The sequence below is a fragment of the Halobacillus seohaensis genome (assembly GCF_042663045.1).
GTDB classification, from domain to species: Bacteria; Bacillota; Bacilli; order Bacillales; family Halobacillaceae; genus Halobacillus_A; species Halobacillus_A seohaensis.
In genome coordinates this window covers 18,581-34,323 of the sequence record NZ_JBHSZV010000062.1, presented here as the reverse complement: position 1 = coordinate 34,323, position 15,743 = coordinate 18,581, and the positions used below count along the sequence as shown (strand labels likewise).

The 15,743-nt window shown below is 38.5% G+C and carries 15 protein-coding genes and 1 pseudogene; 9 read left to right on the top strand and 7 right to left on the bottom strand.

Annotated elements, in window-relative coordinates; translation table 11 throughout:
- Window positions 1–87 precede the first annotated feature (87 nt).
- Complete coding sequence (locus ACFQIC_RS19370) at window positions 88–639, top strand: superoxide dismutase family protein (protein ID WP_390217716.1); 552 nt, start codon at window positions 88–90, stop codon at window positions 637–639.
- Between the two features lie 18 nt (window positions 640–657).
- Here the strand turns inward: ACFQIC_RS19370 and ACFQIC_RS19365 are convergent, their stop codons facing one another.
- On the bottom strand, window positions 658–1,839 hold the full coding sequence (locus tag ACFQIC_RS19365) for a MalY/PatB family protein (protein WP_204708441.1): 1,182 nt from the start codon (window positions 1,837–1,839) through the stop codon (window positions 658–660).
- A gap of 176 nt (window positions 1,840–2,015) precedes the next feature.
- Complete coding sequence (locus tag ACFQIC_RS19360) at window positions 2,016–2,378, bottom strand: helix-turn-helix domain-containing protein (RefSeq protein ID WP_204708442.1); 363 nt, start codon at window positions 2,376–2,378, stop codon at window positions 2,016–2,018.
- 152 nt (window positions 2,379–2,530) lie between these two features.
- Here ACFQIC_RS19360 and yugI point away from each other — a divergent pair, with 152 nt between their 5' ends.
- Entirely contained in the window at window positions 2,531–2,923 is a 393-nt protein-coding gene (yugI, locus tag ACFQIC_RS19355) for a S1 domain-containing post-transcriptional regulator GSP13 (protein ID WP_204708443.1), read from the top strand.
- A 51-nt stretch (window positions 2,924–2,974) separates the two neighbouring features.
- Here yugI and ACFQIC_RS19350 read toward each other — a convergent pair whose 3' ends face one another.
- Window positions 2,975–3,211 carry a DUF378 domain-containing protein gene (locus ACFQIC_RS19350; RefSeq protein ID WP_204708444.1) on the bottom strand — a complete coding sequence of 79 codons (237 nt, stop codon included), beginning with the start codon at window positions 3,209–3,211 and terminating at the stop codon, window positions 2,975–2,977.
- 148 nt (window positions 3,212–3,359) lie between these two features.
- On the opposite strand from ACFQIC_RS19350, the gene ACFQIC_RS19345 reads away from it, so the two are divergent.
- The 3 genes from ACFQIC_RS19345 to ACFQIC_RS19335 all read left to right on the top strand — a co-directional run bounded on the left by ACFQIC_RS19345 (window position 3,360) and on the right by ACFQIC_RS19335 (window position 6,528).
- On the top strand, window positions 3,360–4,526 hold the full coding sequence (locus ACFQIC_RS19345; protein ID WP_204708445.1) for an iron-containing alcohol dehydrogenase: 1,167 nt from the start codon (window positions 3,360–3,362) through the stop codon (window positions 4,524–4,526).
- 144 nt (window positions 4,527–4,670) lie between these two features.
- On the top strand, window positions 4,671–6,017 hold the full coding sequence (locus ACFQIC_RS19340; protein WP_204708446.1) for a glucose-6-phosphate isomerase: 1,347 nt from the start codon (window positions 4,671–4,673) through the stop codon (window positions 6,015–6,017).
- A gap of 49 nt (window positions 6,018–6,066) precedes the next feature.
- Window positions 6,067–6,528, top strand: a complete 462-nt coding sequence (locus ACFQIC_RS19335) for a YugN family protein (protein ID WP_390217712.1) — start codon at window positions 6,067–6,069, stop codon at window positions 6,526–6,528.
- On the opposite strand, the gene ACFQIC_RS19330 is transcribed toward ACFQIC_RS19335, so the two are convergent.
- Both ACFQIC_RS19330 and ACFQIC_RS19325 read right to left on the bottom strand, forming a co-directional pair.
- Window positions 6,499–7,497 (bottom strand): potassium channel family protein, encoded by a 999-nt coding sequence (locus tag ACFQIC_RS19330; RefSeq protein ID WP_204708447.1) that lies wholly within the window; start codon window positions 7,495–7,497, stop codon window positions 6,499–6,501. The genes ACFQIC_RS19335 and ACFQIC_RS19330 overlap by 30 nt on opposite strands.
- A 92-nt stretch (window positions 7,498–7,589) precedes the next feature.
- Window positions 7,590–7,988: pseudogene (locus ACFQIC_RS19325) on the bottom strand (thioredoxin family protein); the annotation flags it as partial.
- A 167-nt stretch (window positions 7,989–8,155) separates the two neighbouring features.
- Here ACFQIC_RS19325 and ACFQIC_RS19320 point away from each other — a divergent pair.
- A complete protein-coding gene (locus ACFQIC_RS19320; RefSeq protein ID WP_204708449.1) occupies window positions 8,156–9,214 on the top strand; it encodes a M20/M25/M40 family metallo-hydrolase in 1,059 nt (352 codons plus the stop codon).
- A 963-nt stretch (window positions 9,215–10,177) separates the two neighbouring features.
- Here the strand turns inward: ACFQIC_RS19320 and ACFQIC_RS19315 are convergent.
- Entirely contained in the window at window positions 10,178–10,567 is a 390-nt protein-coding gene (locus ACFQIC_RS19315; protein ID WP_390217796.1) for a hotdog fold thioesterase, read from the bottom strand.
- A 70-nt stretch (window positions 10,568–10,637) separates the two neighbouring features.
- Window positions 10,638–11,585, bottom strand: a complete 948-nt coding sequence (locus ACFQIC_RS19310) for a 1,4-dihydroxy-2-naphthoate polyprenyltransferase (protein ID WP_204708451.1) — start codon at window positions 11,583–11,585, stop codon at window positions 10,638–10,640.
- Window positions 11,586–11,787: 202 nt separating this feature from the next.
- Between ACFQIC_RS19310 and ACFQIC_RS19305 the strand changes: the two genes are divergently transcribed.
- From ACFQIC_RS19305 to menH, 3 genes are read left to right on the top strand one after another with little or no spacing between them, the layout of a single operon-like run.
- Window positions 11,788–13,179, top strand: a complete 1,392-nt coding sequence (locus ACFQIC_RS19305) for an isochorismate synthase (RefSeq protein ID WP_204708452.1) — start codon at window positions 11,788–11,790, stop codon at window positions 13,177–13,179.
- Window positions 13,179–14,918, top strand: coding sequence for a 2-succinyl-5-enolpyruvyl-6-hydroxy-3-cyclohexene-1-carboxylic-acid synthase (gene menD, locus ACFQIC_RS19300; RefSeq protein WP_204708453.1), 1,740 nt, complete (start codon window positions 13,179–13,181; stop codon window positions 14,916–14,918). The genes ACFQIC_RS19305 and menD overlap by 1 nt, the downstream gene beginning before the upstream one ends.
- Window positions 14,915–15,712, top strand: a complete 798-nt coding sequence (menH, locus tag ACFQIC_RS19295; RefSeq protein WP_204708454.1) for a 2-succinyl-6-hydroxy-2,4-cyclohexadiene-1-carboxylate synthase — start codon at window positions 14,915–14,917, stop codon at window positions 15,710–15,712. The genes menD and menH overlap by 4 nt, the downstream gene beginning before the upstream one ends.
- The last annotated feature ends 31 nt before the right edge of the window (window positions 15,713–15,743 follow it).

Genomic DNA, 15,743 nt, shown 5'->3' with positions numbered 1-15,743 from the left:
CTTATTTTTTACTTATAAAGAATGTGTAAAAAGGAAAAACTATGGATATCTTGTTTTTCTGAAAGGACGTTCTTAATGAAAATTTGCATGGGGATTATATGTCTTATGTTTTTAATGGGGTGTAATAGTGACGAGCGTTCACCAGTTGAGTCCCCTTTATATAACCAGGAAGATGACAGAATAGGGTCAGCTGTTTTTACAGAACAGTCTGATGGCGTTGAAGTAGCAGTAAAAGCAGAGGGGCTAGCTGCTGGTATACATGGGATACACGTTCACGAAAGGCCAGAATGTAAAGGACCGGATTTTAAAAGTGCGGGTAATCATTTTAATCCAAAGAACGCTGATCACGGACTCATGAATGAAAAGGGGGCTCATACAGGTGATTTACCAAACATAGAAGCGGGAAGCGATGGGACTGTTGATGTTAAGTTAATGCTCGCTGGTGCTACTTTAAAGGATGGTCAAACATCTTTACTAAGGCAAGAGGGAACTTCACTAGTTATTCATAGTGGAGCAGATGATGGAATGAGTCAGCCAGCAGGTGATTCAGGTGATCGAGTGGCTTGTGCTGAAATTACGATAGACGCAGACAAAGATGAAACAACTGACCCTACTGAGTCAGATGAGAATGAAGAGTAAAAAAACTTCCTAGCGATGCTAGGAAGTTTTGTGATTTTGAACAGCATTTATAATTCTAGTCACACCATTTTCGATGATTTCAAAAGGAGCTGCAATATTTATTCTCATAAAGCCTTGCCCTTCTTCACCGAAAGAGGCGCCGTCATTCAGACCAACTTGAGCCTGCTTTTGCATAAATGATTTAAGTTCAGCTTGTGAGAAGTTTAAAGATTGACAATCTAACCAAAGAAGGTAAGTTCCTTCAGCTCGTATGACTCGAATCGATTCGGTTTCATTATGAAATCTTTCCTCTACATAATTACGATTACTTTCTAATATTTCGAGTAAACCATCTAGCCATTCTTCCCCTTCAGAATAAGCTGACTCCATGGCCGTTACACCTAAAGTGTTTAACATGTTAAGTCCTTGTTTACTAAATTGGCTCTTTATTTTCTTTTGAGTTTCTTCATTAGCTGTAACTAAGTAAGAAGCTTGCAAACCAGCTAAATTAAAGGTCTTCGTAGGAGATAAGCAAGTAACCGTTTGTTCCTTTATCTCGTTATTTAGAGACGCTATTGGAATATGTTTATGAGGTTTGAAAATAAGGTCTGCATGAATTTCATCGGAAATAACGGTAACACCATGTTGAACACATATGTCGCTCATTTTCGTTAATTCTTTTTTTGTCCAAACTCGACCAACCGGGTTATGGGGGTTGCATAATATAAATAGTTTTACATTGTTTTGTTTTATCTTTTCTTCGAAATCATCAAAGTCAATCGAATAATGTTCTTCTTCATAAACTAATGAATTTGTGACAATTGTTCGATTATGGTCCTTTATAACACTATAAAAAGGCGGGTAGACTGGAGTTTGAATTAAGATTGCATCTTCTGTTTCTGTAAGTGCTTGAACAGTCATGTGTAGGCTTGGTATAACTCCTGGGCTATAAGTAATCCAATCTTTGTCTACTTCCCATTTGTGACGGGTAAGAAGCCAGTCAATAATCACTTTTTTTAAATGATCGTCAGGTAGAGTATAACCGAAGATTCCATGCGCGACTCTTGTTTGAAGAGCTTGCAATACTGCTTCAGGAGCCTGGAAGTCCATATCTGCCACCCACATAGGGAGAATATCTTTGTTTTGGTAAAGTTCTTCCGCAAAGTCCCATTTTACAGACCTTGTCCCTTTACGTGAGGTTATTTTTGAAAAATTACTCAAATTTATCACTCCAATGATTGTATCGTAACTCTATGATAACTAAAAGAAGTTTGAGATGATACTAAAGCAAACTTAAAAAAGAAATCAAAAAAAAGCAAAGCGAACGGTCGCTTTGCTTACACAGGGGGAATACGAGAAAGTCTTACGCTAATTAATATAGCCTTTTTTCTTATCATCTAAACCTCTTTTTTACTTTTTTCTTCATTTAGTTCGTAAAGGAGGTTCATAGCTTTTAAAACGTCTTCCTCTGAAAAATCAAGAGCTTTTCTTAATAGTAATTTTGATCTTTTGACGCCTACTTGCTGGACAAGATTGTGTAGTTCATCGTCTATATTTTTGTGATCCTCGCTTTCCATAAGTTCTGAAGCTGGGATATCAAGTACGGTAGAAATTTTCAAAACTGTATCTAATTCAGGTACTCTTTCGTTAGATTCATATGATTCTAGAGCATGAACACCTATTCTGGATTTTTCAGCAAGTTCCTTTAAAGTAAATTCCTTTAGGTTTCGATACTTTTGTAAATTATCTCCAATAGACATAAAAATTACCTCCTCATCCTTTTAGTTATTATATCATGAACATATATAAAGTTAAGGACCTCTTATAACTTCTTTGCTTAAAATGAAAAGGTGTGGTAAAATCAATAATTGCGTGAAAAGAAACGAATAATTTATATCAGGAGTTGTATAGCATGTCAGATAAGTTTCAAGAAGGTCAAGTATTAGAAGGTAAAGTAACAGGGATTCAGCCATATGGTGCATTCGTTGCTCTTGATGATCAAGTGCAAGGTCTAGTGCATATTTCTGAAGTGACACACGGCTATGTAAAGGATATTAACGAGCACCTAACTGAAGGTGACGAAGTACAAGTTAAAATTCTAAACATTGATGAAAAAAGCAATAAATATTCTCTTTCCATCCGTGCTACTCAAGAAGCACCGAAGCAAGAGCCGCGTCGTCCGCGTAAGCAAGCAGTTGCACCTAAGCAACAACAAGAAGATGCTTCTGCAGGTTTCAATACTCTAAAAGATAAATTAGAGGATTGGATCAAACAGTCTGATGACCGCGAAAAGTATCGTAAATAATGCAAATGAGTAAAACCCGGCTTTTAAAAAGCCGGGTTTTCTTATTAATTACTATTCTGTTACCTCAGCAGCGGCATCATTGTGCTCAGCGGTGCGTGAAAAGTATATGGATATGGCAATAAGTCCGCTAATTCCTACGAGAGTGTAGATGACACGTGCAAAAGCTCCACTTTGTTCTCCTCCACCAAATAGTCCAGCTACAAGGTCGTACTGAAAAAGGCCGATCAGTCCCCAGTTAATGGCCCCGATGATAATTAACACTAGTGCTACTCTTTGAATCCAACTCATTTCTTCAACCTCCTTATACTTTTGAATAGTTATAGGTTGAACGATGTTAGAAATTTTATACATAACGCATTTCTTTTGAGAAACCGTTTGAGATAGGGGATAATGTGATAATGTAGTAATGATGTTTAATGAAGAGAGGAGAATGGAAATGGATACATTTACATTTTATAATCCAACAAAGTTAATATTTGGTAAGGATCAGGTTGAAATGTTACCAGAGCAACTTCCGAAAGAAACAAAAAAAGTATTGGTCGTTTATGGTGGAGGTAGCATTAAAAAGAATGGTGTCTATGATAATGTCATGGAACAACTAAATAAATCAAATGTTCTAGTACATGAACTAGCAGGTGTTGAGCCGAATCCTAGATTAACTACAGTAAGAAAAGGCATAGATATTTGTAAAAAAGAAGGTGTTGATTTTCTCTTAGCTGTTGGTGGAGGCAGTGTGATTGACTGTACCAAAACTATAGCAGCAGGGGCTAAATATAGTGGAGATGCTTGGGATCTAGTCACAAGACAAGCTACTCCAGATGGTGCACTTCCCTTTGGTACGGTCCTTACATTGGCTGCAACAGGATCTGAAATGAATGGTGGAGCTGTTATTACGAACTGGGAAACCAATGAAAAGTACGGATGGGGCTTTGCACCTTATACGTATCCAACATTTTCTATCTTAGATCCACAAAATACAATGTCTGTTCCACGGGATCAAACCGTTTATGGAATTGTTGATATGATGAGTCATTTACTTGAACAATATTTCCATAATAATACTCAATCTCCATCTCAAGATGAAATGGTTGAAGGAGTATTGAGGACTGTTATTGATACTGCTCCAAAGTTACTCGATAACTTAGAGTCTTATGAACACCGTGAAACCATATTATATGCAGGAACTATGGCATTAAATGGAATGTTACAAATGGGATATCGTGGCGATTGGGCTACTCACAATATTGAGCACGCTGTATCAGCTGTACATGATATTCCGCATGCTGGAGGCCTTTCTATTTTGTTCCCGAATTGGATGCAGCATAATTTAGAAGTAGACGTTACTCGTTTTGCTCGTTTAGCAACGAACGTGTTTCATGTAAATTCCGAAGGGAAATCCGAGCGACAAGTAGCAGAAGAAGGAATTAATGAACTGCGTACATTTTGGTCTTCCTTAGGAGCGCCAGAAACCCTTGCTTATTATGACATTAACGATGATAAATTCGATGTAATCATTAATCGTGCCATGAAACGAGGCGCGTTCGGAAACTTTAAATCATTAGAAGAGAATGATGTCAAAGAAATTTTAGAAATGTCTAAATAATTCTGATAAAGAGACACAGTTTGCTGTGTCTCTTTATCCTTATTGAATGCGTCACAATTAATTACTTACTTGATTTGCTCGCTAGGTTTCGATAAAGTGAAAGTGGATTAGTTTAAAATCATTTTTTATTATGGAGGAATTCAGATGACACATGTACGTTTTGATTATGAAAAAGCATTGCCTTTCTTTGCTGAACATGAGCTTGAATATATGCAAGATGCTGTATCGTTAGCTCACAAAGCACTTCATGAAAAGACGGGTACGGGAAATGAATTTCTAGGTTGGCTTGATCTACCTGAAGATTACGATCGTGAAGAGTTTGCTCGCATTCAAAAATCAGCAGCAAAGATTAAAGAGGATTCCGATGTATTACTTGTTATCGGCATTGGCGGTTCTTACCTGGGAGCACGGGCTGCGATAGAAATGCTAAACCACAGCTTTTACAATGAGCTTTCATCAGACCAAAGAAAAACTCCACAAGTATTCTTTGTTGGAAATAGCGTTAGTGCCCCATATTTAAATGATTTGTACGACCTTTTAGAAGGAAAAGATGTTTCTGTTAACGTAATTTCCAAGAGTGGTACAACGACTGAACCTGCTATTGCTTTTCGAGCTTTTCGTAAGTTCTTAGAGGAAAAGTACGGTCAAGAGGAAGCGCAAAAGCGGATTTATGCTACTACAGATAAAGACAAAGGTGCGCTTAAAACATTGGCTGATGAACAAGGGTATGAATCCTTTGTTGTTCCTGATGATGTAGGTGGACGTTACTCCGTACTAACAGCTGTTGGTTTGCTTCCAATCGCTGTAAGTGGCATTGATATTGAAGAGATGATGCAAGGGGCTCAGGGAGCACGGAAAGAGCTAAGTTCTGATCAGTTATCTGAAAACCCAGCCTATCAATATGCGGCTGTCCGAAACACGCTCTATAGTAAAGGGAAAACGATCGAAATGATGATTAACTATGAGCCATCTCTTCAGTACTTCTCGGAATGGTGGAAACAGTTATTTGGTGAAAGTGAGGGTAAGGACCAAAAAGGAATTTATCCATCTTCAGCAAACTTCTCGACGGATCTCCACTCATTAGGTCAATATGTACAAGATGGACGTCGTGATCTATTTGAAACTATACTTCATGTAGAAACGCCAAAGTCTGATTTTACAATTGAAGAAGAGGAACAAAACTTAGATGGCTTGAATTACTTAGCTGGTCAAACAGTTGACTATGTTAATGAAAAAGCCTACCAGGGCACGATGTTGGCACATACGGATGGTCAAGTTCCAAACTTAATTGTTCACCTTCCAAAACTTGATGCTTATACATTTGGATACTTAGCTTACTTCTTTGAAAAAGCTTGTGCTGTTAGTGGTTATCTTCTTGGAGTTAATCCATTCGATCAACCAGGTGTGGAAGCTTATAAGAAAAACATGTTTGCCCTTCTAGGGAAACCTGGATTCGAAAAAGAGAAAGAAGAACTGGAAAAACGTTTATAATATAATAATTCCACCACCTCCAATCATTGGTTAATTGGAGGTGTTTTTTTTGGGTAAACTATACTCTAAAGGAGTGAATGAGATGATTACTTTAGAGTCTGAATTAACTGATAATATTTATGTTTTCCATGAATTAGAACAAGCTCTAACGCCTTTAGGATTTAGTCTTGCTGACAACTGGGAATATGATCATGGCTATCTAGATTATAAAATTGACGATCAGGAGGGCTACCAATATTTAAGAATCCCTTTCGAAGTAACGGCAAGTGACTTTGATTCCCCATCAGATTCAACAATGGTCATCATACGCCAACCTTATCTCTTATCCCATGTGTATCAGGATAGTATAGACGATCATGTGAGAGAAGGAAACTTTAGAGCAATGGTCGACCAGTTTCAAGAACCAAAAGATAAGGACGGAGAGTTTCCTGAGAAATTCATTTCAACAGGAAAACAAGTATTAGAAGATGCTGAGCAAGCTCTACGTACGCAAAGGAATAAGGACGATTAAGGTTTGGATGTTCTCTAAGGGTGTTAAAGGTTCGATTAAAAATGAAAGGTTTCTATCTTTACGATAACCAATGACAATGGACCCTTTTTTGAAATAGTAATTAACGGCTTCTTCCATTGTTTCCTCTTTTAAAGAGGAGGGAATAGCTTCTTCGTGGAATTGCCTAGATGTTAACAATTCTAATAACAATTGAAATGGTTCTACAGGATCGGTGTGATAAAGTTCATGAAATAATAGGCTACTCATAAAATCATTGGATCGAATCACTGTATTCGCTCCTGCTCGCTCTGCATTGATTCGCTGCTGATCCGTTAATACTTCCGCAATAATGAATAACTGTGGTCTATGACCTTTTAGAGCAACAATTTGATGAATTACGGATTGATCGGCTTGATGCTCAGTTTTAGATGGATCAGCGGTGATTATGGCTGTCTTTGCCTCTCTGAGATTCGCTTTTTCTAAAATATCTTCCATAGTTGCATCCCCATGGATAAAGTGGACATTCGAATGATGCTTATATAGTTTTTTCATCGTTCGATCAATGAGCACAATATCTTCATGGCGATTATGTTCCGTCATCATTTCAATAAGTTGGCGGGTTCGCTCATTATAACCAATTAAAATTAGATGGTTCTTCCCTCGAAAATTAACCTTTCCTCTTGAAAGGTTTCGCTCATGGGTGATTGTAGCTGCTGAGAGCGTAGCCATGTAAAACGTGACCACTCCTCCACCAGCTAAAATTAATAAAATGCCTGTTACTTTACCTGCTGTACTTAAGGGGACATAATCCCCGTAGCCTACTGTAGCACCCGTCACGAACGCCCACCAAATTCCATCAAATAAAGTAGGGAAATTGTCAGGTTCAATAATGTGAATGAGACTGCCAAAAAATAGCATAAAAATTAAAACGGTCCCTAATAAACGTAGGAACAACGGTAATTGAAAATATAGACGAACCCATTGTTGCATAACGGAACTCCTCTTTTTTTATCTAGTATGGCTTATACTTGAGGACTTCAAACATAAAAGCGTCTCATAAAAGAGGCGCTTTTAATGGGAAATTATATTTTTGTTAATGTTTCTTTTAGATCTTGATAAACATATGATCTAAAATCTTCATTGTCACGAAATGCTTTTGTAATGAATTGGAACATTTCTTTTTGTTTTTCTTTAAATTGCTCTTCATGTTGATGAGGTAAGTTTGTACTTGAGTTATCAATAAATTGTTGGATCTTTGGAGCCCGCGGACCCCAATTTAGTAATTCATTTCCTGCTTGATCCATGATAATAATTTTTGGGATAGACCTAGAAGAGTGATTGCTAAGAAATTGATCCATTAACTCCAAGTTCTCATCCCTTAATAAGAAATGTGTCTCTATATTGGCAGATTCGGAAATTCTTAAGAAAATAGGAATGTTTAACATGGCGTCACCACACCAATCCTCCGTTAAGATAATAGCTTGGAGATTTTTTCACCTTTTTCGAACCAATCTAACTGCATTTATAATTACCTCCTTGTTATCTGTACACTCTTTTCTGTTCCCTATCTAAGCGGTTTTTATGCGGATTTTTTAATTCATAGTTGGGGTGGTATAATTTTATATAGAAACTTGAGGAGGTATTACATATGAACAAGCAAGCCCAGAATTTATTGATGGAACTATTATCTACAGCTTCTCCTTCTAGTATGGAAATGGATATTCAAAAAAAATGGATCCAGGAAATGAAGCCATATGCTGATGAAATTCGAACAGATCACTCTGGAAACGCGATTGCTGTTTTAAATCCAGAAGCAGAATTTAAAGTGTTATTAGCAGGGCATTGTGATGAAATTGCCTTAGTCATTAACCGAATCGATGAACAAGGGTTTCTTCACTTTGACAAGATGGGGGGAATCAATCCAAAAGCTGCAGTAGGTATGAAGGTAACTATACTTGGTGAACACAAGAAAGTGAATGGAGTGATCGGTGTCAATGCTCAACATCATGGTGGTATAAAAGGTGATTTTGGTCTTGATGAACTATTTATCGACTGTGGCGCAAAATCAAAAGAAGAAATCGATGAATTTATAAAAATTGGAGACTTAGTTGTTTATAAGCGTGAACCTGAAATCCTAATGGATCGGTATATTACGGGGCGTGGTCTTGATAATCGTACCGGACAATTTATTATCGGTGAAGTACTTCGTAGACTGTCAAAGAAAAATTTAAATGTAGGTGTTTATGCAGCAAGTACAGTAAATGAAGAGACGAATATGGGAGGAGCTTATTTTGCAGCAGCTGGAATCGAACCGACAATGGCAATTGCATGTGATGTGACGTTTGCTACTGATTATCCTGGAGTTAATAAAAATAAATATGGTGATATTACGTTAGAAGGAGGTCCTGTTTTAGCTAAAGGGGCCCCAATTAATCGAAAAATCAATCAGCTGTTGGAGTCCAGTGCCAAAGAATTAAACATGAAAGTACAATATGAGTTAACCTCTCGCGCTACGGGCACAGACGCTGACCGTATGCGTTTAACAGGAAAGGGGGTACCTGTGAGCCTTGTCTCTCTTCCGCTCCGTTACATGCACTCTCCGGTGGAAACAGCAAGTATACAAGATATCGATGAGGAAATAGAATTACTTGTTTTTATGATTGAAAATATGTCAGGAAACGAGAGTATGAATCCTTTAGATGATTAATGATGATAAAAAAGAAGAGTGACTTATGTTCTAACTAGTTCAGTTCTAGACTACAAAAATTAAAATCTCTTCTTAAGAGGTATGCATTCGCTTAAGTAGTTCCGTTTCGGTGGAGAGCTTACGAAATAGCATACGAATTAGCAGATCAAATCGCATATGATTTGGTCTGTTATTTTATATAGACTAAGTAGATAATTGTCATTTTATGTTAAAATAATTGTGGAGTCTGTGAAGGACGGTTCTTAAATTAACAGAGCAGAATTGTTTAAAAATTGATTCCGAGATCATGGGGGTTCGTTACCGTATAAGGGATAGGGTGGCTTTGAAACAACTCGCTTTCCTGCGGGGGAACTGGCAAGCCTCCTCGGTCGTTGACACTCCCTGTGGGGTCTCGCCTAGCTCCTTCTCCCGCGGGAGTCTCGTCGTTTCAAAGCCACCCCATTCGACATGGAAATGAACGAATCCCCGGCATAGGAGAATGCGTCTTACTATGCTTTAGAATAAAGCCTCAACCTGCAAGATTCTCACGCATGGGGCATTCTGCTCACGTGAAGTAGCTTATCCGATGTTTCCGTTCTCCTCACGAAAGCAAGAAGATCCGGGAAATCCCAAGACTCCTGTGGGATGAACATGATCGGTGAGATCCCGGAAGGCGTAGCCTGAGGAAGCTCGCCACATGCCCATGGAAAGCGGGGATTTCCCGGACCTTCAAACGCCATCCTTTGTAACGGAAACCACCGGAATGTCCCGAAGTTGAGTCTTTCACAATCTGGGGCTTTAGTTTAACAAGAAAATATAAAAAAGAACGCTTGGGCATTAAAAATCCAAACGTTAAACATTACGACTTTAGTCATGAATTCACAATGAAAAAGCAGCTCGTTCTGGAGTGTGTTTTTTCAAAAGTTGTACTCCAAAACTGAACTACTTACTTCTTTAAAGGAAAAAAATTTATTTTTCAGGTAGCTACGAATTTTTAAGCGCTACAACGCCAACAGTGCAACGAGATATGGAAATCAGCTGTTCTTTTTCATCAATTATAGAAATTTCCCAAACCATTGTAGTTTTACCAATGTGGAAAGGCTTGGCTGTACCATATACATAACCACTTCGTACGCTTTTAATATGATTTGCGTTAATCTCAATACCAAATACTTGCTGGCTTTTAGGATCGATATTTAGGAACGATGCGATGCTTGCGGCAGATTCCGCCAGAGCTACACTTGCCCCTCCGTGCAGGAATCCCATGGGTTGATGTGTGTGCTGATTAACCGGCATGCGGAGCGTTACTTCTTCAGGATTAGCTATAACAACCTCTATTCCTAACGTTTCCATTAAGGTATTCTTCATTGAAATTTCCATAATTATCATTCCTTTTTTTATGATAGTCGATCAAACCTATAGAAAAAGGATGGTCAGAACCATCCTAAAGTGTGAGTGGAATATAAAGGTGGATCAACAATGACAATCCTAATAATATTCCGTACACTGTATTTGTTTGGGCAGTTGCTTTCATCGCTGGCATCATTTCGAGAGGTTGCTTTTCTCCAACAAACCCGCGCACAGCTTTTATAGCTTTCATTAAACTCAGAAAGGTAATGATAGACCATAGGGGCAGCATTCCGACCAGGATCATAATTAATGTAAGACTATAGGCAAGAATAAATACAGTCATTAAAAAACGTATAGAGCCTTGATGACCAAAAAGAATCGCCAATGTTTTCCGACCATTTTCGGCATCACCTACTCGGTCTCGAATGTTGTTAGACAAAAGGATAGCCCCAATAAAAATGGCTGCAGGAATAGAAATGATAATAACATCCCAGCTGATTGATAACGTTTGAATGTAATAACTGATTCCAATAATAACCGTTCCCATGAATAGTCCTGCCGTAAGTTCACCGAATGGCGTGTAGGCAATTGGGGAAGGTCCGCCTGTGTATAGGTAGCCAAATAACATGGATATTAACCCTATCACCGCAATCCACCAACTTGAAGATGAACATATATAAAAACCTAATAAAGTGGCAACTCCAAGGAAACTATAAGCAAGTGACTTCACAACTTTGGGACTTATCCCATCCCGGACAATGGCACCCCCTATTCCAACAGAATTTTCATTGTCGAGACCGCGGACATAGTCAAAATATTCATTAAACATATTGGTTGCGGCCTGAATTAAAATAGATGCGATTAACATCGCTGTAAATAATCCCAGATGAATGGATCCCTCAAGTGCGGCCAGCATAGATCCTATAAAAACAGGTACAAATGCTGCTGTTAGTGTATGGGGACGTAATAAACGCCACCAGACTTGAAATCCATCCCTTTCATTCAAGGAAGCTTTCATATTTTGTTTAGGTATTGAGCTCATGGAGCAAATCTCCCTTATATTATAATATCAACTTAAGTTTAGTGAAACGGTTTGAAAGTGTCAATCGTTGCAACTATATGTTAGGGAAAATAGGGAATCCTTGAGTCCTGACAAGAAAGAGAATAAAATAGAAGAGAGTTTGTTTTAATTTAGATAAAAATAATTAAATGCATCGTCCCTATTGGGGATGGGAGGAATTTTCATGCTTCATACAAAAATACCTCAGATTGATGAAATCGTAGAGGAAGCTATAAATCAGGCGACCCTGCAAGGAGAGCCACAATTAGTATGTATAGTGAATCAAATAGATCGAACGGACAGTATTGCTTTTTTAGATAGGGCAAATAAAATTGATAAGCATCGCATGTTTTGGAGAAGCGCCGATGAAGCGTTTGTTTTAGCGGGGGTTGGTTCTGCACAGAGAATCCAGTCAGCTGATCAGCATCGTTTTAATGAAGTCGAGTCTGTGTGGAATGATATTCAGGAGAAAGCGAAGGTATACGATAGCATAAATGAAAAAGGAACGGGTCTTGTGGCATTGGGTGGATTTAGTTTTGATACTCAACAGGTTAATAGATCACCTTGGGAGGCTTTTCCTGATAATCAAATGACCATTCCTATGTATTTATTAACGAATAAGGATGAAAAGTCATATTTAACGACAAATATTCTCGTATTAGAAGAAGACCACGCCCAACAAATTATTCACCAAATAAAGAGCGATCAGCAACAACTTTTGAACGGTATTCGAGAAGAGGTGAATTTGCCGCACCGATCCAACACTGAAGAAATCTCACCTGACAAATGGAAAGTAAGTGTTGAAAAGGCTACTGAAGATATAAAAAACGGCGAATTAGAAAAAGTTGTGCTTGCTCGAGAGATACGTCTTAAATTTAGTAGAGAGGTTGAACTAGCAGCAGTTATAGAGAACTTATCTAATACTCAGGATAATAGTTATATTTTTGCTATAGAGAGTGGAGGTGACTATTTTGTCGGAGCCACTCCAGAACGTTTAGCTAGAGTGGATAATCAAGAACTAGTTTCTACTTGCCTAGCAGGAACTGCTCCGCGGGGGAGAAATGATGAAGAGGATCAGAAATTGGGACAAACCTTGCTTCAAGATCCCAAAAATCGTCAAGAACATGATTTTGTTGTGCAAATGATACGAGAAGCTGTTGAAGCGTGTTGTTTGGATGTGGAAATTCCTAAGTCACCAGTAGTGTATCCGCTAAGTAATTTGCAACATCTATATACTCCGGTTACAGCCACTCTCGAACAAGGGTATACACTGCTTGATGTCGTAGGTCGTTTGCATCCTACCCCAGCACTAGGAGGCATGCCCCAGAAAAAATCGGTTGACTATATACGTTCCCATGAAGTGCTCAATCGTGGGTGGTACGCTGGACCGGTGGGCTGGTTCGATGGAAAAAATAATGGTGAATTTGCTGTAGCTATTCGGTCAGCACTCATTCAAAAGAATGAAGCTTCCTTATTTGCTGGGTGTGGTGTTGTAGAAGATTCTGATCCTGAAGCAGAATACCAAGAAACAGGAGTTAAGTTTAAACCTATGCTGTCTGTTTTAGGAGGATATTAATGGATCATATTACGACTTTAACGAAATATATGAGTCATTTTGTCGATCAGCTTATTTTTTCAGGAGTAGAGGATGTAGTTATTTCTCCAGGATCAAGGTCTACTCCTTTAGCCATGACGTTTCGGGAAAGTGAAGACGTAGTACACTGGATCAATTTAGATGAACGTTCAGCTGCTTTTTTTGCCCTAGGTATTGCAAAGGAAAAACAAAAGCCTGTGGCTCTCGTGTGTACTTCTGGAACAGCAGCAGCTAACTATTTCCCTGCTATAGTGGAAGCTTATTATAGCAGAGTTCCGTTGCTTGTTTTAACGGCTGATCGCCCCCATGAATTAAGGGATGTTGGAGCCCCTCAGGCAATAGAGCAGACGAATATGTATGGCTCATATGTTAAGTGGTTTCATGACTTAGCATTACCTGAAGAATCAATGCTGCCTTATGTTAGGAAACAAGCTGCTCGTGCAGTTAATGAAAGTATAGCCAATCATCCGGGACCTGTTCATATTAATGTCCCATTAAGAGAACCACTTCTCCCTGATTTCACTTTGCTCAATTTAGAAAAAGAGGAAAGGAATCTAATTCCGAACGTTAGAAAAGGAAAGGCTCACTTAAATGAAGAACAAGTTAGCGAGCTCAAAGAAATTTTACTTAGTAATAAGAATGGATTAATCGTTTGTGGACCACAGACGGACCCATTACTTGCAAAATCACTGACGAATTTAGCCTCTAGAATAGGTGTGCCAATTTTGGCAGATCCACTATCCCAGTTACGGGCAGGTGGTCATGATAAGATAAACGTTATTGAGAACTATGATGCTTTATTAAAATCAGATGAAATGAAGAATCGATTATTACCTGATTACATTTTGAGGTTTGGTGCTATGCCAGTCTCAAAGGCATATTTACAATGGGTAAAAAAACATGGATCCTCCATTAAGCATTTTGTAGTGGATGAGTATTCCAGTCATCGTGAGCCTTCTGGTGTACTTACAGAATTTATATGGTGTCACCCCGTTGTTTTTTGCGATCAAATAGCTTCTCAATTGGAGGAAGGTCGTACTAATACTTCTTGGCTCAGTACATGGACCCATATGAATGGCGAAGCTAAAGATCAAATGCTAGCAGAACCTGATGAAGCAATGAATGAAGGTCATGCTGTTGTATATTTGTCAGAAGCGATCCCTGATGAGTCGGTTTTATTTGTAGGTAATAGTATGCCGATTCGGGACGTTGATAGCTTTTTTATGTCTTCACCCAAGGCAATTACGATTTTGGCAAATCGAGGAGCAAATGGCATTGATGGGGTAGTGTCGTCGGCATTAGGAGTGGCGGCCAATGGGCGAAGAACAACTCTCTTATTAGGTGATGTCTCCTTTTTTCATGATTTAAATGGTTTGCTAATCGCTAAACAGCAAAATTTAAACATTACGATCATAGTTATAAATAATGATGGAGGTGGGATTTTTTCCTATTTACCTCATGCTAAATCGAGTGACCATTTTGAAGAATTATTTGGGACACCACTTGGTATAGACTTTCAAGGAGTTATTGAAATGTACGGGGGTTCTCATAGACGAGTGATCGATTGGAGTTCCTACAAAAAAGCATTAAAGGACAGTTATAAGGAAGAAGGTTTATCGGTCGTAGAAGTTGTTACGAGTCGAGATGACCATGTGGCATTTCATAAAACAAGATGGGATAAAATAGCTGAAACGATCTTACATGGGGGGATAGAAAAATGAGAGTAGCTGCAGGTCCGCGTAAGTATTGGATAGAAGATAACGGTGAAAGTAATATTCCGCTGGTTTTTCTCCATGGATTTACTGGAAGTTCACACACGTTTGATGAAGTCATTTCCTCATTACCTCCTTCAGTTCGTACTATTACAATTGATATGCCTGGACATGGGGAAACGGGAGAACTAGGTATAACAACGATGGAACAATTTTCTAGAGATTTATCGGTATTATTAAACAAACTAGGCCTTTCTAAAATTGACCTTGTAGGTTACTCTATGGGAGGCCGTGCAGCCCTTTCGTTTGCAATGCTCTACCCAGGCTATATTGATAAGCTTATACTTGAAAGTGCATCCCCTGGCTTAGTAAGTTCAGAGCAACAACTGGCAAGGCAAGCAAAGGATCAAGCTTTTATAAATAAACTTCAAAGTCAAGGGGTTGAAGCATTTATAAATGACTGGGAGCAAGTTCCTTTGTTTCATACACAAAGAAAACTTTCTGAAGAAGTTCAACAAAGGATTAGGCGTGAACGCTTAAGTCATACAGCCGTTGGATTATCTCAATCTTTAGAAGGAATGGGGACAGGCAAACAACCTTCTTGGTGGAATCAACTCCCTGATTTAAATAAAGAAGTACTTCTTATTGTCGGTCAACAGGACGAAAAATTTGTACAATTAAATCAAGAGATGGATAAGCAGCTTCCGCAATCAACCTATAGTGAAGTAAAAGGGGTAGGTCACGCAATTCATGTCGAAGAACCAAGGATTTTTGCTAAAATTGTTGAAGAATTCGTGGTATAATAGAAATTGTAAGTAGACGATGATTGAATCG